Source organism: Saccharothrix longispora (genome assembly GCF_030852425.1).
Classification (GTDB): domain Bacteria; phylum Actinomycetota; class Actinomycetes; order Mycobacteriales; family Pseudonocardiaceae; genus Actinosynnema; species Actinosynnema longispora.
The window spans coordinates 106,405-124,069 of sequence record NZ_NSDM01000017.1 but is presented as its reverse complement, the minus strand read 5'-3'; the positions used below and the strand labels follow the sequence as shown (position 1 = coordinate 124,069).

Below are 17,665 nucleotides of genomic sequence, written 5' to 3'. Positions count from 1 at the left end.
CCCACGAGGTCCCGGCCCGCGTCGGAGTCCCGGCGCCCCACCGGAGTGACCGGTCACTCCGGACGGACGGCACCCCGTCCGGCGCGCCACTTCCTCGTGTGCGGCAGGGAGAACAGGTAGAGGCCCGTGAACAGCAGCAGGACGAGCGGGGGCAGCGGGAGGTGGAACACCCAGGGGGCCGACTCCGCCTGGCCGATCGCGGCGAAGCAGGCGATCACGGTCACCGTGAAGGCGATCGACACCCGGCGGTGGAACCGGCGGACCTTCGCGCCGCCGTTGCCGCCCTCGCTGCCGTTCATGGGAACTCCTCGGAGTCGTCGGTCCCGGGACGCGTCCGGCGCGATTCCGGGACCACGACGCCAGGGGCGTCGGACCGGCCCGTGCTTCTCGATTCCTGACCGGTTCGACGCCCCACCCGCGGGCGCGCTACCCGTTGTGCCCGCTCACCACGTCGAGGACCCACACGACGCCGAAGCGGTCGCGCAGCATCCCGTAGGCGGGCGCCCAGCCCGACGGGCCGATCGGCACCACGACCGTCGCGCCCTCGGAGAGCTTCTCCCAGTAACCGGTGACCTCCTCGGCGGTCTGGCCGCGCAGGGAGACGAAGAACGCGTTCTCGCCCCGGTCGTAGGCCATCCGGGAGGGCACGTCGTAGGCCATGACGTGGAAGCCGTTCGGCGCGATCACCTGGCCCCACATCACCTGGTCGGCCTCGGACTCCTCCTGGGCGTTCCCGGCGTCCCCGTACGTGACGACGGTGAGGTCGCCGCCGAACGCGGACCGGTAGGATTCCAGCGCCGCGCGGGCGTCGCCGCGGAAGTTCAGGTGGATCGTGGTCGTGAGGGACAAGGCCGTACTCCTTAACCTGCTGACTCGTCTGACGGGGACGACGGTCGCAGGGGAACCGGCCAGGGTGTGTCCTCTTCTCCGGGCGTTCGTCCCCGGGTTGTCGCCGGACGGCCGCGAGGCCTCTTCTCCGGGCGCTCCGTCGACCGGACCGGCGGGAGCACCCGCTCCCTGCCCCGGTCACCCGGAGGCGGGCGGCTTCTCGGCGAACACCCAGCGGTTGTCGGCGAGCACGTCGTCGGGTTCCGGTGCGGGGCCGCGGCCGTGCCGGGCGGTGAAGTCGAACGGCGTGCGGGTGGTCGCGGACCAGCCGCGCGCGGCGAGGTCGGCCGCCGAGTCGGGGCGCGGACCGGGGTCGAACAGCGCGACCAGGTCGATGTCGAGCCGCGCCCGCGTCCCGGTGTAGAGCTGGTCGGCGACCATGGCGGGCGACGTCGGGCGCGGCTTGGTCTCGTACGCCAGCGTGCTGCCGCCCGCCGAGAGCAGGTCGGCGGTGCGCACCAACCGCTGCTCGGCCTCGGGCGTCAGGTACATGACCAGGCCCTCGGCCAGCCAGGCCGTCGGCACCCCGGGGGTGAAGCCGCCGCCGGCCAGCGCCGGCGCCCAGTCGTGCCCCAGGTCGACGGCCACCGGCACGCGCGCGGCCCGCGACCGCGCGCCCAGTCCGTCCAGCACCCGCTGCTTGAAGGCCAGCACCGGCGCCCGGTCGAGTTCGAACACCGTGACGCCGGTCGGCCAGTCCAGGCGCATCGCCCGCGTGTCCAGGCCGGCGCCGAAGAGCACGACCTGGCGCGCGCCGCCGTGCGCGGAGCGCAGCAGGAAGTCGTCGAAGACCCGCGTGCGCAGTCCGAAGTAGCGGGCCAGCCGGCCCCACAGCGGGTCGGCGTCGCCGTCCGGGACCTCCTCCGGGCGCACGGGCCACCCGGCCGACACCGGGGCCGCGCGCACGAAGTGCTCGGCGTACGGGTCCTCGGCGAGGGAGTCGGCGCGGTGGGTCTCGATCGCCCGTGCCGCGGCGACCATCAGCGCCGTCCGACCGACCCCGACGTCGACCCCGTCCTCGGTGGTGGACACCCCGTCGTCCCTCCTCGCGCCACTCGTGCCAGGCCCGGCCGCGAGGCCGCTCAACCGGTGGGGCCCGCGACGAGCAGGTCGCCGGTGGTCCCCGCCTTGTCCGGCTGGTAGTAGTCCTCGATGGCCTCGGTCCACGTGCGCACCTCGACCTCGTCGGCCTCCGAGGGGCCGAACGCGTCGAACAGCGCGTTGGTGTTCGCCGGGTCGAAGCCGATCGCGGTCATCAGCGCGACGAACAGCGGCCGCTCGATCCGGCCGTCGCCGTCCGGGTCGCCCAGTTCGGCGAGCGACTCGGCGAACTCCGCGATGGTGTCGGCGAACCGCTCCGGTGACAGCACGCACGCCACGAACTCGTCGAGGGGGATGGCGCCGTCGCCGTCGACGTCCAGTTCGGCGGCCAGCGTCGCCCAGTAGCGGCGGAAGGCCGCCGTCATCCTTGCGCGCGCCGCGTCGCCGGACCCGGTGGCCGCCGCGTCGACGCGCCCGGCCATCAGCTCGAAGTCACGGGCCTCGATCCGGCCGTTCCCGTTGACGTCGAAGAGGTCGAAGACGAGCCCGACCCGGGCCTGCGCCTCGGTCTGCATCGCGGTGGTCCTTCCGTCGTGCCGATCACGTGGCCGAGGGCCACTGTGCCACGGCGCGTCCGCCGTCCGGTCGGACGGCGGGCGCGGGACCGGAGCGCGCAGCGCAGCGTTGTCGGCGGGCCACCTCCTTGCCCCTGTTCGACCGTCGCCGTGCCACACCCGATCGTGTCGAGAGCCCCCTGTGGGTGGGCGAACCCCCGGCGAACGTGGTGATGCCCGCCCGATCCGGTGGTTCATGCCGCCATACCGGGGATGGCGTGGCGCGCGGAGCGTGTGACGATGGCCGGGTGCGCGTGGTGGCCGCGGTGCTGGCGTTGCTCGGGCTCGGCGGGGTCGTGGCCTGGCAGGTGGACGACGCGCTGCGGGTGACCGCGAGACCGGCCGACGTCCCGGTCGAACGCCCGGTCGCCGCCGCTCCGCGACCGCTCGCCCCGCCGCCGGGGATCGCCTCGATCGGCGTCCCGGACGAACCGCGCCTGCGGCTCGCCGCCACCGCCGTCGCCGACGCCCTGGTCGAGCGCGGCCGTCCCCGGCCGACCACCGGCGCCACCGGGCAGCTCCAGGCCAGGCTGGAGCCCGGCCTGCCCGACGAGGCGTACCGGCTCGACCCCGGGCCGGTCGTGGTCGGCAGCACGCCGGACGGCGTCGCCGCCGGCCTGTACGCCGTGGCCGACCGCATCCGCGCCGGGGCGGAGGTGGTCGCCGACGGGCGGGTGGTCGCGCCCCGGCTCGGGCTGCGGCTGACCGACCTCGGCTCGGTCGGCCTGCCCGACGACCCGGCGCGGTTCGCCGGGGGGGCCGACTACTCGCTGAACTCCGACGTGGTCGGCGCGGCCGTGCTGCCCGACGCGCCCTACGTCGACCAGGCCGCCGTCGACGGGATATCCCGCCAGTTCCGCGACCTGGTGCACCACGCGCTGGCCGACGGGTACAACGCCGTGGTCGTGCCCGGCTTCCTGGAGTACGTCACGTTCGACGGGCTCGGCGTCCACGCGGCCGGCGACCCGCACCCGGAACGGGCCGAGGCGATGACCGCCGCGTTCGGCCCGGTCTGGCGGTACGCCCACGAGATGGGCGTGGAGGTGTACCTGTCCACCGACATGCTCGCCCTCTCGCCGCCGCTGCGGTCCTTCCTGGAGCGCGAGGTCGGTGGGCTGCGCACCGAGGACGAGCGGCTGTGGCGGGTCTACCGGGCGGCGCTCTCGGAGGTGTTCGAGCGGCTGCCCGACGTGGACGGCATGATGATCCGGATCGGCGAGGGCGGCTCGGCCTACCGGTTCGCCGGCTGGGACTACACCTCGGAGATCGCGGTCACCACGCCCGAGGCGGTGCGGGCGATGCTGCGGGCGTTCCTCGCCGTCGCCGCCGAGCACGACCGGGAGATCGTCTTCCGCACGTGGAGCGTCGGCATCGGCGAGGTCGGCGACCTGCACACCAGCCGCGACGCCTACGAGCGCGTCCTCGGCGGGCTGCACGACGACCGGCTGATCGTGTCCACCAAGTACGCCCTCGGCGACTTCTACAGCCACCTCCCGCTCAACGACACCCTGCTCGTGGGACGGCACCGCCGGATCGTGGAGTTCCAGTCCCGCCGCGAGTTCGAGGGCCTGGGCGCGCTGCCCGACGACATGGGCGAGCTGCACCGGCACGCGCTGCGCGCGTTCCTGGCCAACCCCCGGGTCGAAGGGGTGTGGACGTGGCGCCAGGGCGGGGGCCCGCTGCTCGCCGGTCCGCGGGTGCTGGACCTCAGGACCGGGTTCTGGCAGCTCTACGACCTCAACTCCTACGTCGTCGGCAGGCTGGCGCGGGACCCGGAGCAGGACCCGGCGGACCTGACGGCCGACTGGGTGCGCCGCACGTTCTCCCACGACCCGGACGTCGTGCACGCCGTGTGCCGCGCGCTGGCGCTGTCGCGCGAGGCGATCACCACCGGCCTGTACGTCGGCCCGTACGCCCGGCACCGGGTGCGCGCCCTGGGTCTGGAGCCGCCGCCGATGATGTGGATCTTCGAGTGGGACATCCCGACCGGTGACAGCGCGACCTGGGGCACGGTCTACGCGGTGGGCCGCGACCGGGTGGACGAGGCGGTCGCGGAGGGCTCGGCGGCGACCGGCACGGCCCGCCGGATGCGCGAGCTGGTCGGTGCGACCGACCCGGCGGGCTGGCGCGACCCGGTGCTGCGCGAGCGGTTCGTCGCCGCCCTCGACTACCAGGTGGACCTGTTCGGCGTGCTGGCCGCCTACCGCGCCGCCGCGCTGCGCCACACCCAGTGGCTCGACACCGGCGACCCCGGCGCGCGCGACGGGGCGAGGGCCGCGCGGGCGGCGTACGGGACCCTGCGCGCGGAGCACCTGCGCCGCTACGGGGACGACCTGGAGCTGCCCGCCTACAACCTCACCGCGGCCGACCTGGGCCTGGACAGGGCGGCCCGCGACGAGCCGATGGCGTGGGCGGCGCGCGGCGTGCTGCTGGGACTCGCCCTCGCGTTCGCCCTGGGGTGGCGCAGGCCGTGGGCGCGGGCGCTGACCGGGCCGTGGCGGCGGGTCGAGGCCTCGCGCGCGGACCGGGCGCTGGTCTGGGTCGTGCCGGCCGCCGCGGTCGTGCTCAGCCGGGCGGTGCTCACGTGGTTCGCCGCGCCCGCCCACCTGGTGCCGGTGCTGGTCGCGTGGGCGCTGTTCGCGCTGGTGCTGCGGTCCACGACCCGCGGCCCGACCCGGTCGCGGGTCGCCGCGGCGGTGGGCGCGGTGGCGCTGCTGCGGTCGGTGCTGCTGCTGGGCGTGCTGGCGGTGCGCGGGCCGGGCGCCTACTGGTTCGGGTTCTGGACCGCTCCGGCCGGGCGGGCGGTGTACGTGGCGGTGGCGGTCGCGGCGTTCCTGGGCGTCTTCGCGGCGGCGTACGCGGCGCTGCGCGGCGAGGTGGGGCGCGCGGGTGCGGCCGGGCGCGTGCTGGCGGCGGCCGGGACACCCCTGGCGGTGCTGGGCGCGGTGGTGACCGCGGTCGGCCTGGAACGCGCCCTGACCGCGTGGAACGACCAGTCGGCCCTGCTGCCGTGGGGCCTGTCGCGCATCCTCGGCATCACCGCGCACCTGGAGGTCCCGACCGGGCTGCCGGTGGTCGCGCTGCTGGTCGGCGGCGTGGCCGTGCTGCTCGGCGCGGCCCTGCTGCTCGGGTCGCGCCGCCGGTCCGGCGCTACGACCGCGCGGCCCTGACCGCCTGGTCGACGGTGGGGTGGAACGAGAAGACCTGGTCGAGGCCGATGATGCGGAAGACGTGCATCAGGTCCGGGTTGAGCCCCACCAGGTCGAAGGAGTGGCCCGCCGCCCGGGTGCGCTGGTGGGCGGTGATCAGCTCGGTGATGCCGGTGGAGTCGCAGTAGGTGAGGTCGGTCAGGTCGAGCACGATGCCGGTCGCGAAGGAGGCCGGCACGGCGTCGAGGGCCTCGCGCAGGCGCTCGGTGGTGTGGTGGTCGAGTTCGCCGCTGACCCGCAGCACGTGCGGTCCCGCCGGGTGGGACGTGGTGGTGACGGTGAGGAGTTGCTCGGTCACCGGGTCTCCTGCGTGGTGTGGTGGTCGTGGTCGACGCGTGGCGCCGGGGGTGCGGCGCCCTCGTCGGTCCCCGGGTGCTCCCGCTCCGACAGCCACCTGCCGGCCTGCTGGTGCCCGGCGCGTTTGTCCTATCCTACGGACCACGCCGCCGGACCCTCGTGGTGGCGGTGGACGGGCGACCGCGGGGTGTTGAGGCAACAGTTCCGACCGCGGCCGTCGTGCGTGAAGGGAATCCCAGTGGCAGGTTCCGACGACGCCGGGCGCGAGCCGACGGCGTTGGGGTTCGACGTGTTCACCGCGGACGAGGGCGTCGGTGGCGACCTGGCCTCGGTCGACTGGGCCGCGACCCCGCTGGGGCCGCCGGCCGACTGGCCGCAGAGCCTGCGCACGGCGGTGAGCATCCTGCTGTCCTCCCGGTTCTCCATGTGGATGGCCTGGGGACCGGAGCTGACGTTCTTCTGCAACGACGCCTACCGGCGCGACACGCTCGGCCGGAAGTACCCGTGGGCGCTGGGCCGCCCCGCCCGGGAGGTGTGGGCGGAGATCTGGGGCGACATCGGCCCGCGCATCGACACCGTCCTGGCGACCGGGAAGGCGACCTGGGACGAGGCGCTGCTGCTGTTCGTGGAGCGCTCCGGCTACCCGGAGGAGAGCTACCACACGTTCTCCTACAGCCCGCTGCGCGACGACGCCGGCGCGGTGGTCGGCATGCTGTGCGTGGTCAGCGAGGACACCGAGCGGATCATCGGCGAGCGGCGGATGGCGACGCTGCGCGACCTGGGCTCCGACCCCAGCGCCGTGCGCACCGAGCAGGAGACGCTGGCCTTCTCCTGCCGCCAGCTGGAGCGCAACCCGCGCGACCTGCCGTTCACCCTGACCTACCTGTTCCAGGACGACGGCTCGGCGCGGCTGGCGGGCACGACCGGCGTCGCCGCCGACCACCCGATGGCGCCCGGGACCCTGCCCGCCGACGACGAGGGCGCGGTGTGGCCGGTGGTGGCGCCCGCCGCGGGGGACACGGCGCTGGTGGAGCTCGACGGCGAGCCGTTCACCGCGCTGCCGGGCGGGGCCTGGCCGGCGCCACCGGTGCAGGCGCTGGTGGTGCCGCTGCAGCAGCAGGGTGGCGCGCCCTACGGGTTCGTGGTGGTCGGGCTCAACCGGTACCGGCCGCTGGACGAGGGCTGCCGGGGCTTCCTCGCCCTGGTCGCCGGGCACGTCGCGACGGGCATCGCCAGCGCCCGCAGCTACGAGGCGCAGCAGCGGCGGGCCGAGGAGCTGGCCGAGCTGGACCGCGCCAAGACCGCGTTCTTCTCCAACATCAGCCACGAGTTCCGCACCCCGCTCACCCTGATCATGGGTCCGGTGGCGGAGCTGCGGGACCGGCTGGCGCAGTCCGACCCCCGCGCGGGCGGGGAGCTGGAACTCGTGCACCGCAACGCGCTGCGGCTGGGCAAGCTGGTCAACACCCTGCTCGACTTCTCCCGCATCGAGGCCGGCCGGATGCGGGCGAACTACGAGCCGGTCGACCTGTCGGCCGTCACCGCCGAGCTGGCCAGCGTCTTCCGCTCCGCCGTGGAGAAGGCCGGCCTGGCCCTGGAGGTCGACTGCCCACCGCTGCCCGAACCCGTGCGCATCGACCGCGGCATGTGGGAGAAGGTCGTCCTCAACCTGCTCAGCAACGCGCTGAAGTTCACCTTCGACGGCTCGGTGGGGGTCTCCGTGCGCGCCGAGGGCCGCGAGGCCGTGGTGACCGTCTCCGACACCGGCGTCGGCGTCCCCGCCCGGGAGATGCCCAGGCTGTTCGAGCGCTTCCACCGCATCGAGAACGCCCGCTCCCGCTCCAACGAGGGCAGCGGCATCGGGTTGGCGCTGGTGCGGGAACTGGTCGGCCTGCACGGCGGCACGATCACGGCGGACAGCGCCGAGGGGGAGGGCACGACCTTCACCATCCGCGTGCCCTTCGGCGTCGACCACCTGCCCGCCGACGCCCTGGCCCCCGCCGGCGCCGCGACGGCGACCGGCGCCACCGACCCGTACGTGCAGGAGGCCCTGCGCTGGCTGCCCGGCGCGCGACCCGACGTCGAGGCGACCGGTGCGGCGGCGGCGTCCGGTCCCGCGTCACCGGCGACGGTCGTGGTCGCCGACGACAACGCCGACATGCGCGACTACCTCACCCGGCTGCTCACCGACGCCGGCTACGCGGTCCACGGCGTCACCGACGGCGTGGAAGCGCTGGAAGCGGTCCGCGCCCGGCAGCCCGACCTGCTCGTCAGCGACGTGATGATGCCCCGCCTGGACGGCCTGTCGCTGGTGGGCGCGCTGCGCAAGGACCCGCGCACGGCGGCGGTGCCGGTGCTGCTGCTGTCCGCGCGCGCCGGGCAGGAGGCGTCCATCGAGGGCCTGCGGGCCGGCGCCGACGACTACCTGGTCAAGCCGTTCGCCGCCGGCGAGCTGCTGGCGCGCGTGCGGGCGAGCGTGGAGCTGTCCCGCCTGCGCAACCACCACGCCCGTTGGCGCACCGCGCTGATCGACTCCCTCCAGGAGGCGTTCTTCGTCTGCGACGAGGACGGCGCCGTCGTCGAGATCAACACCGCGTTCACCGACATCCTCGGCTACGGCCCGGAGGGCCTGCCGTACGCGCCGGAGCACCCCTGGTGGCCCGGCACCGACGCGGGGGCGCACCGGCAGGTCGCCGAGGCGTTCGCCACCCTGCTCGGCAACAGCCAGGGGAGCTACACCATCCCGGTGACCCACCGGGACGGCCACCGGCTGTGGGTCAGCGCCACGTTCAACCAGGCCCAGGACCCGGACACCGGCCGCGCCGTGATCGTGGGCACGTTCCGCGACGTCACCGCCGAGCACTACGCCATCCAGCGCGACACCGCCCTGGCCGCGCTCAGCGTGCGCATGTCGCAGGCCACCAGCCTTTCCGAGGCGCTGTCCGGGGCGCTGACCGAGCTCAAGGACCTGTGGCACGCCCGCCGGGTCCTCGCCGCCGTCTTCACCGAGCGGAACGCGCCCGCGCTGACCAGCACCGAGGCAGGCCTGCATTGGGACGGGCTCGCCGAGCAGCACCGCGCGGCGCTCGGCGCGCTGCGCGAGCGCCCCGCGCTGAGCCAGACCGGCCTGGGGCCCACGGGCACCGGCATCACCATGGAGCACCCCGAGGGCACCATGGTGCTCTGGCTCGACCTCGACCCCCGACGCCCCTTCACCGACGAGGACAAGCTCCTGCTGTCGCTGCTGGCGGGGCACCTCGCCCAGGGCCTGACCCGCGCCCACCAGATCGACCAGCAGCGCGAGACCGCCATCGCGCTCCAGCGCGCGATCCTGGGCCCGGCCAGCCTGCCCGAGGGCTTCGCGGTCCGCTACGAGCCCGCGGCGCGCCCGCTGGAGGTCGGCGGCGACTGGTACGACACCGTCCTGCTGCCCGACGGCCGCATCGGCATCGTCGTCGGCGACTGCGTCGGCCGCGGCCTGGAAGCCGCGGCGGTCATGGGGCAACTGCGCAGCGCCTGCCGCGCGCTGCTCCTCCAGGACGTCGGTCCGGCCCGGACCCTCATGGCCCTGGACCACTTCGCCGCGGGCGTGCCCGGCGCGGTGTGCACCACCGTCTTCTGCGGCGTCCTCGACCCCGGGACCGGGCACCTGGTCTACTCCCGCGCGGGTCACCCGCCGGCCATCCTCGCCCACCCCGACGGGACCACCCGGCTGCTGGAGGACGGCGGCTCGACCCCGCTGGCCGTGCGCCCCGGCGCCCGGCGGCCGGAGGCGGAGTGCACCCTGCCGCCGCGCGCCACCCTGCTGATGTACACCGACGGGCTCGTCGAACGCCGCCGCCGCCCGCTGACCGCGGGCATCGACCAGGCCGGGGAGGCCGTCCAGGAGGGCCGCGACACGGCCCTCGACGACCTCGCCACCCAGGTGATGACCCGGCTGGCGCCCGCCGACGGCTACGACGACGACGTCGCGCTCCTGCTCTACCGCCACCCCGCCCCGCTGGACCTGTCCTTCCCGGCCGAGGCGGCCCAGCTCGCGCCGGTCCGCAAGTCCCTGCGCGGCTGGCTGAACCAGTGCGGCCTGCCGCCGCACACCGTGCAGAGCGTCCTGATCGCCGCGGGGGAGGCCTGCGCCAACGCCGTCGAGCACGGGCACCGCCACACCCCGCACGACCCGGTCCGACTCCGCGCCGAGACCCTCGTCGGCGACCTCTACCTGAGCGTGACCGACACCGGCCGCTGGAAGACACCCCGCCCCGACCTCGACCAGCACCGAGGTCGGGGCGTCGCCCTGATGCGCGCGCTCATGCAGCGCGTGACCATCACCCCGGGCCCCGCGGGCACCACCGTCGACATGCACCTGAGGATCTCGTGATGACCACACCCCTCACCCTGACCACCGGTCGGAACCCGGACGGGACCGCGGTCCTCAAGGCCGTGGGCGAGATCGACATGAGCAACACCCACGCCTTCGCCGCCGCGCTGGACGACGTGCCGGACCGGCTCGTGGTGGACCTCACCGAGGTCGAGTACCTGGACAGCGCCGGGCTCAACGCCCTGTTCGTCCGCGCCGGCCGCCTCGAACTGGTCGTCGCCCCGCTCCTGGAACCGGTCGTCACGATCTCGGGGCTCGCGACCGTGGCCACCGTGCGCACGCGCCGGGACGCCGGGGACCGGTAGCGGCGGGGGCGCGCCCGCCGTCGGTGGCCCCGGCGGCTCAGCTGATGCGGCGGCGGGTCCAGTGCAGCGCGAACCACGTCAGCAGGCCGGCCAGCGCCAGGTAGAGCGCCGTCTCGGTCCACTGGAGGCTCCAGAAGCGGCTGTTCGGCTGGTGGGTGACGCGCTGCTGGTACCCCTCGTCGGCCAGGCGGCCGTAGCACGCCTCCTGCTTCTCGCGGTGGTCCGCCGGCGGCGGGGTGGGGTTGCCCAGGCCGCCCGGGAACAGGCAGTCGAGGAACCACGCGGGGACGGCGGTCGGGTTGCCCGCCCGGTCCAGGGTCTGCTGCCCCAGCACCCAGGAGTGCTCGGGGACCGGGGCGAGGAGTTCCAGCGGGGTGTCGCCGCCGGCGAGGTAGAGGGTCGTGTCGTGCGGGGAGAACTGCCGGAGTTCCTGCTCCGCCGGCAGCAGTTCGGGGCGGACCAGGTTCAGGGCCGTGACCTGGAAGGCGGTGAAGAGCACGAGCGTCACCGCCATGGCCGGGACCGTGCGGCGCAACAGGGCGCTCGCGGCGACGCCCAGGGTGAAGGCGAAGACGGCGTGGGCCACCGGGACGACGCCCCGGGCTCCGAAGATCATGGGTTCGATCGGGAGCGCGGCGGGGCCGTTCTCGGTGGCGATGGCGTCCACGGGGCTCGCCCACCACGTGACGAGCAGGCTGAGCAGCCCGGTGGCGACCACCGTCGCCAGGGCCAGCAGGCCGGTCTTGGCGAGCAGCCAGCGGGTGCGGGTGACGCCCTGGTTCCACACCAGGCGGTGGGTGCCGTTCTCCACCTCGCGGCTGATGAGGGGCGCTCCCCAGAACGCGCCGATGATGGCGGGGAACACGTGGAGGGCGACCATGCCCAGGTAGTAGTAGGTGCTGTCGTCCGTGGACAGTCCCGGGTCCGTCGCCGGGACCACCGGCCTGCCGACGGCCAGCAGCACGGCGGCGAGGGCGACCAGCAGGGCGACGACGGCGAGGGCGGACAGGCGGAACTGGCGCAGCGTCAACCAGGTCACCGGAGGACCTCCAGGGCGGGGCGGGACGTCGCGGCGGAGGGCGACTCCAGGTAGGCGAGGACGATGTCTTCGAGGCCGACCGCGCCCACCGTCCAGGACGGGTCGAGGATCGGCGACTCCGTGCGCACGAGCAGCGTGGTCTGCCGGTCGGTGTGGCTCGCGGCGACGACGTGCTGGTCGGCGGGCAGCGTCGCGGGGTCGCGGCGCGGTCCGGTGAGCCGGTGGTGGGTGGCGACCAGGTCGTCGATCTCCCCGGCGAGGACCACGCGGGAGTCGACGAGGGTGACGAGGTGGTCGCAGACCCGTTCGACGTCGGTGATCAGGTGCGACGAGAGCACGACGCCCACGCCGTGCTCGGCGACCGTCTCCATCAGGTCCTGGAGGAACCCGCGCCGGGCCAGCGGGTCGAGCGCGGCGACCGGTTCGTCGAGCAGCAGCACGTCGGGGCGCTTGGCGATGCCGATGGTCAGGGCGAGCTGCGCCCGCTGACCCCCGGAGAGCCGCCCCGCCCGCTGCGCGGGGTCGAGGCCGAGGTGCTCGACGCGTCGACGGGCGAGGTCGGTGTCCCAGCCCGGGTTGAGCCGGGCGCCGAGGCGCAGGTGCTCGGCGACGGTCAGGCTCGCGTAGGTGGGGGTGTCCTGGGCGACGAAGCCGACCTTGGCCAGCTGTTCCGGTCCGCTGCCGGGCCGTCCGCCGCACACCTCGATCTCGCCGGTGGTGGGGCTGCTCATGCCGGCCGCGAGGTTGAGCAGCGTGGACTTGCCGGCGCCGTTGGGGCCGACGAGGCCGACGACGCGGCCCGCCGGGATGTCCAGCGTGCAGTCCGCCAGGGCCTGGCGCCGCCGGTACCTCTTGCCCAGCCCCCGGGCTCGCAGCATCGCGGTCACGCGGTCTCCTCCGTCGCCGTGGTCCGGAGGGTCGTGGTGATCAGGGCCTCGATGCCCTCGTCGTCCAGCCCGGCCAGGCGGGCCTTGGCGATCCAGCGCCGCAGGTCCCGGCTCAGCGGGCCCAGCACCCCCGGTGCCACGCCGGGCAGGGTCGCCGAGACGAAGGTGCCCACCCCCGGACGGGCCGCGACCAGGCCGGCGTGCTCCAGCTCCCGGTACGCCTTGAGCACCGTGTTCGGGTTGATGGCCAACTGCGCCACGACGTCCTTGACCTTCGGCAGTTGGTCGCCCTCGCGCAGCAGGCCGAGCCGCAGCGCGTGGCGGACCTGCTGGACCACCTGCTGGTACGGCGACAGGCCGGACCCGCTGTCCAGGTGGAACTCGATCACACTTCCTCCATTTAACTATGGTCCTAGCACTATAGGCACATAGCAGATCATGGAGCAATCGGGTCGATCGCGGCGCGATCGGGTGTGTGGGGCCTACACCACGACCTCTGCCCACACGGTCTTGTGGTCGGCCCCGGGCGTCACGCCCCACAGCGAGGACAACCGGTTGACCAGCAGCAGCCCCCGGTGCCGCCGGTCCGCGGCACCGGGCCTCCCCAGCACCGGCAGCAGGTGGGGACTGGCGTCGTCGACCTCGACGCGCACCAGCGCCCGGTCGGGCGAGCGGAGCAACCGGACCCTGCGCGGCCCGGCGGCGTGCTCGAACGCGTTGGCCAGCAACGCGTCGGCCACCAGCAGCAGGGTCGAGAGCCGTTCCCGGCTCACATCGGGGAAGCTGCCGGTGATCCACCGCCGCGCCCGGTGCAGCGGGAACCCGCCCTCCCGGTCCAGGTCGATGTGGTCACCGGGCGGCTCGACGACGTCCACAAACCGTGCCTTTCCAGCATGAAACACACCCTGTGGTCTCAAGGCGTGGGGATCAGGTTCCCACAGTCGCGGCATTCCCGGACGCCGCCGTCACCCGTGCGGGGGTTGCGGTGACGGGGCGGGGTCGGGACAGGGGCGGGTCGCCGGGCGTTGCTCCCATCGGGTGTCCGCTCCCGGACGCGGCACCCGCGGGGCTGGTCCTCTTCCAGGGGCGGGGAAGACCGCCTCGCGGGCGCCGCGGGACAGGCGGTGATCCGGGGGACGCCGTGCCGACCCGGCGCCCGTCGGGAGTGCGGTTCGGCGGGTGTCGCGGCACCGTCCCGGTCGGCACTGTGCCGCCTGCATTCGTCCTCTATGGATGTGCATATTCCTCGTTGGCAGTGGTTGTGGCGGTCGCCGTTCCACTAGGCTTCGGCGGCGGTCGGAGCGCGGGGCGGACCGCTCGGGGGTCCGCGTCGATCGGGGACCGCGGTCGATCACGTCGTCGCCGGGGAGGGACGTGACCACTTCTGCCCACTCGGCCGTCACGCCGGTCGGCGGACCGCCGGGTGTGCCGCACGACCGCGGCCTCCGCCGGGTGCGGCGCTTGACGACCGCGTTCGCCTGGATCGGCGGTGTCGTGTTCGCGGTGCGGCTCGCGCAGGCCGGGGGAGTCGTCGGCGGTGCCGCGTCGGTCGCCGTGGCGCTCGTCCTGGGCGGGTGGCTGCTGTGGCCGGAGGTGGACGGCTGGGGCACCGCGTTCGCGGAAGCCGCCATCGTCGTGACCGGTGTGCTCGTGCTGCCGGACCCGCAGCCGGTGCTGGGTTTCCTGTTCGGCGTCACCGTCCGCCGCGCCCTGCTGGACGGCGCCGGCCGCTTCCCGGTGAAGGCCGCCTGCCCGGTGCTCGGGTACGTGCTCGGGTTCGGCGCGTCCGTCGTGCTCGACGACCGGCACACGCCTCCGCCCGGACCGGAGGTGCTGGCCCCGGTGCTCATGCCGCTGCTCGGCCTGCTCATCGGGACCGCGGCCCTGCGCGAGACGGCGCGCGCCGCCCACCTGGCCGAAGCGGCGCGCCGGTACGCCGACGACGCGCACCGCACCACGGAGGCCGTCGTGCGCGCCAGCCCGGTCGGCCTCGCGCTGCTCGACGGCGACGGGCGGCCGGAGCTGTTCAACGAGCGCGTGGCCGACCTGCTCGGCTGGGCCTCGTCGGGGACCGTGCCGTGCCCTCACGGCACGGACATCACCGGCTGCCCCGCCGGGTGCGCCCGGGCGGGGGAGGAACCGGTCGAGCTGCGCGTCGACCGGGGCGGCGGCGCCACGGCCCTCACGCTGCACCCCACCGGTGTCGAGGACGACTCGCGGCCCGGTCGCGTCGTGGTCGCGGTCGTGGACGTCACGGCCCGCCGCGCGCTGGAGGACGCGCTCCGCGAGCGCTCCGAGCGCGACGAGCTGACGGGGCTGTTCGGGCGCCGCCACTTCCTCGACCTGGTGGACCGCGCCCTGGCCGCCGGCGCCCGGGTCGCCCTCCTGCTCATCGACCTGGACCGCTTCAAGGAGGTCAACGACACCGCCGGGCACCAGGCAGGCGACCGGCGCCTCGTCGAGGCCGCCCGGCTCCTGCGGTCCACGACCGGTCCCGAGGACGTGGTCGCCCGCCTCGGCGGTGACGAGTTCGCCGTGCTGACGGCGGTTCCCGGCGACGGCGACGGCGGCGTGCGGCCGGCCGAGCGGGTGCTGGCCGCGCTGGCCGGGCCCGGCGGTCGCGCCATCCGCGCGAGCATCGGCATCGCCGTGCCCGGACGGGCCGGCACCGGCCGCACGTCGGAGGACCTGCTGCGCGACGCGGACGTGGCCATGTACGTCGCCAAGCGGGAGGGCGGCGGAAGGGCCAGGTCGTTCGAGCGGGCCATGGGCGAGGACGTCGCGGCCCGGCAGCGCGACCAGGCCGACCTGCGCGCCGCCCTGACCAACGAGGAGCTGGTGCTCCACTACCAGCCGATCATCGACCTGGCCGAGGCACGCACCACGCACGCCGAGGCCCTGGTGCGGTGGCGGCACCCGGGTCGCGGGCTGCTCGGTCCGGACAGGTTCATCGGCCTGGCGGAGGAGACCGGCCTCATCGTGCCGCTCGGCGCCCACGTGCTGCGCAGCGCGTGCGGCCAGGCGGTGCGCTGGCAGCGCGGCGGCCACCCGCTGGGGGTCGCGGTCAACGTCTCGCCGTGGCAGTTGGCGGGTGAGGCCTTCCCCCGCCAGGTCGACGAACTGCTGACCACGACGGGACTGGAGGCGGGTCTGCTCACCGTGGAGGTCACCGAGTCGGTGTGGGCCGACGAGGCGGCCATGCGGGTGCTGATGGACGTCCGGGACCTGGGCGTGCGCATCGCCCTGGACGACTTCGGCACGGGGTACTCGTCGCTGAACTACCTGCGCCGCTACCCGTTCGACCTGGTGAAGATCGACAAGTCGTTCACGGACGGCCTCGGGGAGGACGACCGGACCGAGGGCGTGGTGCGGTGCATCATCGACCTGGCCGCGGTGCTGGGCGCGCGCACGGTGGCCGAGGGCGTCGAGACCCCGGACCAGGCGCGCTGGCTGCGCGACGCGGGGTGCGGCTACCTCCAGGGGTACCTGTTCGGCAGGCCCGACCTGCCGGAGAACTGGCACCCCGGCCTGCTGACCGATCCCCAGCGGCTGCCCTCGACGTGAGCGCGGGACGAGCGCGCCGACGTGGGCGGTCGTCAGGCGCGGCGGTCCGCCGCGCGGCGGAGACCGGCCCCGCGTGGTCGTGGCCGGGGTACGGGGCCGAGTAGGGCGGTGGGGACCGGTCGCCGGGGTCCGCGATAACACCGAAGAAAGAAGTTGTCAGGACAGAAAAAGTTGTCATAAGCTGCCCCCGACCTCGAACACCTCGACCGAGACGAGCGGAGACCTCCATGTCCTTCCAGGCCTACCTCGACACCATCGAGAGGAAGACCGGCAAGACCCCGGTCGAACTGCTGGCCGAGGCCGGTGCCCGCGGCTACGGCGCCGGCACGAAGGCCGGGGTGGTCCTCGACTGGCTCAAGGCGGACTACGACCTGGGCCGCGGGCACGGGATGGCGCTCTACCACGTGCTCAAGAACGGCACCGGGATCAGCGACAAGCACGTCGGCGGCGCCGGCAGCCACCGGGACGAGTCCGCGACGCTGCGCGTGGACGGCATCGCCGACCGCTGACGGCCGAGCGCCCGCGCCGCGCCCGCCCCGGAGGACGCGCGCGACGCGGACGAGCGGCGGGAAGCCCTACCCCCGACCCCCGGCCGCCTCGGGCGGCGGAGCCGGCGCGGTGACGAAGAAGGTGAAGTCCTCACGGACCTTCGCGTCCACGGCCAGGGGCAGGTGGATGCGGCCGGAAGCGACCGCGTCCCGCACGGCGGGCCGGCTCAGGCCGAACCCGGCCGTCAGCAGCTTCCCGACCCGCACGGGCGCCGGGAGTTCGAACCTGACGACGACCTCCAGCGGCGTCGGGTCGTCGCGCCCGAACTCGTAGAACGGCACGTCCGTCTCCAGTTCCCACGTGCCGCTCCAGTCGAGCCGGTGCCCGGCCCGACCGGCGAACGCCGCGTCCACGGTCAGCCGCCGCACCATCGCCGGGTCGTTGCCCTCGAACGCCGGCAGCCGCTCGTGGTCGAGCGACTGCACGCGGACGCGCTCGTGGACGGGGACCTTCGACGCGCGCCCGCACAGCTCACAGCGGATCAGCAGCCAGACGTCGAGGAGCTTGCCGTTGGCGTTCACCCGGAACTTCCCGGTGGGGTGGTGACGGGTGGACCTGCACGACGCGCACGCCTTGACGATGGCGGGCAGGCCCAGCTCCCTGACCACCCACAGCGCTTTCCGGTCGATGCCGCCGCCCTCGACGGGCACACGGGTACTGCGGAGTTCACTCACGGCTCGGGTCGACCCCCGGTATGCGGAGGCGGCGACGGGCAGCGCTTCCGCGCGCCGCGGACCGCCTCTCGGGACAGTGGCGTACGGCCGGCGCCGCGAGAGCGGAGCACGCCGGCCGGCACGACGTGGCACATCACGTCGTGTGACGGGAACCCGCGCTCGTCACGAGGCGCGGGCTTCAGGAGGCACGCCGGGGAGGGACGGGGAGCGACTCGGACCCGTC

General features: G+C 74.7%; 15 protein-coding genes. 5 read left to right on the top strand and 10 right to left on the bottom strand.

Features of this window, described 5'->3' with window-relative positions:
- Positions 1 to 53 precede the first annotated feature (53 nt).
- The 4 genes from CKY47_RS31560 to CKY47_RS31545 all read right to left on the bottom strand — a co-directional run bounded on the left by CKY47_RS31560 (position 54) and on the right by CKY47_RS31545 (position 2,504).
- On the bottom strand, positions 54 to 299 hold the full coding sequence (locus CKY47_RS31560) for a hypothetical protein (protein WP_306749988.1): 246 nt from the start codon (positions 297 to 299) through the stop codon (positions 54 to 56).
- A gap of 127 nt (positions 300 to 426) precedes the next feature.
- Entirely contained in the window at positions 427 to 849 is a 423-nt protein-coding gene (locus tag CKY47_RS31555; protein ID WP_306749987.1) for a VOC family protein, read from the bottom strand.
- A 177-nt stretch (positions 850 to 1,026) separates the two neighbouring features.
- Entirely contained in the window at positions 1,027 to 1,920 is an 894-nt protein-coding gene (locus tag CKY47_RS31550; protein ID WP_306749986.1) for an SAM-dependent methyltransferase, read from the bottom strand.
- Between the two features lie 50 nt (positions 1,921 to 1,970).
- Complete coding sequence (locus CKY47_RS31545; RefSeq protein WP_306749985.1) at positions 1,971 to 2,504, bottom strand: EF-hand domain-containing protein; 534 nt, start codon at positions 2,502 to 2,504, stop codon at positions 1,971 to 1,973.
- A 287-nt stretch (positions 2,505 to 2,791) separates the two neighbouring features.
- Between CKY47_RS31545 and CKY47_RS31540 the strand changes: the two genes are divergently transcribed.
- Positions 2,792 to 5,713 (top strand): hypothetical protein, encoded by a 2,922-nt coding sequence (locus CKY47_RS31540; RefSeq protein WP_306749984.1) that lies wholly within the window; start codon positions 2,792 to 2,794, stop codon positions 5,711 to 5,713.
- Here the strand turns inward: CKY47_RS31540 and CKY47_RS31535 are convergent.
- On the bottom strand, positions 5,694 to 6,050 hold the full coding sequence (locus CKY47_RS31535; RefSeq protein ID WP_306749983.1) for an STAS domain-containing protein: 357 nt from the start codon (positions 6,048 to 6,050) through the stop codon (positions 5,694 to 5,696). The genes CKY47_RS31540 and CKY47_RS31535 overlap by 20 nt on opposite strands.
- Before the next feature lie 237 nt (positions 6,051 to 6,287).
- Here CKY47_RS31535 and CKY47_RS31530 point away from each other — a divergent pair, with 237 nt between their 5' ends.
- Both CKY47_RS31530 and CKY47_RS31525 read left to right on the top strand, forming a co-directional pair.
- Positions 6,288 to 10,424, top strand: a complete 4,137-nt coding sequence (locus tag CKY47_RS31530) for a SpoIIE family protein phosphatase (RefSeq protein WP_306749982.1) — start codon at positions 6,288 to 6,290, stop codon at positions 10,422 to 10,424.
- Positions 10,424 to 10,729 (top strand): STAS domain-containing protein, encoded by a 306-nt coding sequence (locus CKY47_RS31525; protein ID WP_306749981.1) that lies wholly within the window; start codon positions 10,424 to 10,426, stop codon positions 10,727 to 10,729. The genes CKY47_RS31530 and CKY47_RS31525 overlap by 1 nt, the downstream gene beginning before the upstream one ends.
- A 37-nt stretch (positions 10,730 to 10,766) precedes the next feature.
- On the opposite strand, the gene CKY47_RS31520 is transcribed toward CKY47_RS31525, so the two are convergent.
- From CKY47_RS31520 to CKY47_RS31505, 4 genes are all read right to left on the bottom strand, one after another.
- The gene (locus CKY47_RS31520; RefSeq protein ID WP_306749980.1) at positions 10,767 to 11,768 is read right to left on the bottom strand and encodes an ABC-2 membrane transporter-related protein; all 1,002 of its coding nucleotides are present in this window, start codon (positions 11,766 to 11,768) and stop codon (positions 10,767 to 10,769) included.
- A complete protein-coding gene (locus CKY47_RS31515) occupies positions 11,765 to 12,646 on the bottom strand; it encodes an ABC transporter ATP-binding protein (RefSeq protein ID WP_306750010.1) in 882 nt (293 codons plus the stop codon). The genes CKY47_RS31520 and CKY47_RS31515 overlap by 4 nt, the downstream gene beginning before the upstream one ends.
- Before the next feature lie 5 nt (positions 12,647 to 12,651).
- A complete protein-coding gene (locus CKY47_RS31510) occupies positions 12,652 to 13,044 on the bottom strand; it encodes a GntR family transcriptional regulator (RefSeq protein ID WP_306749979.1) in 393 nt (130 codons plus the stop codon).
- A 93-nt stretch (positions 13,045 to 13,137) separates the two neighbouring features.
- Positions 13,138 to 13,530, bottom strand: a complete 393-nt coding sequence (locus CKY47_RS31505; protein WP_306749978.1) for an ATP-binding protein — start codon at positions 13,528 to 13,530, stop codon at positions 13,138 to 13,140.
- 499 nt (positions 13,531 to 14,029) lie between these two features.
- On the opposite strand from CKY47_RS31505, the gene CKY47_RS31500 reads away from it, so the two are divergent.
- Complete coding sequence (locus CKY47_RS31500; protein WP_306749977.1) at positions 14,030 to 16,219, top strand: putative bifunctional diguanylate cyclase/phosphodiesterase; 2,190 nt, start codon at positions 14,030 to 14,032, stop codon at positions 16,217 to 16,219.
- Between the two features lie 227 nt (positions 16,220 to 16,446).
- Positions 16,447 to 16,728 carry a DUF4287 domain-containing protein gene (locus CKY47_RS31495; RefSeq protein WP_306749976.1) on the top strand — a complete coding sequence of 94 codons (282 nt, stop codon included), beginning with the start codon at positions 16,447 to 16,449 and terminating at the stop codon, positions 16,726 to 16,728.
- A 66-nt stretch (positions 16,729 to 16,794) separates the two neighbouring features.
- On the opposite strand, the gene CKY47_RS31490 is transcribed toward CKY47_RS31495, so the two are convergent.
- Positions 16,795 to 17,418 carry a DUF1062 domain-containing protein gene (locus tag CKY47_RS31490; protein WP_306749975.1) on the bottom strand — a complete coding sequence of 208 codons (624 nt, stop codon included), beginning with the start codon at positions 17,416 to 17,418 and terminating at the stop codon, positions 16,795 to 16,797.
- Positions 17,419 to 17,665 lie beyond the last annotated feature (247 nt).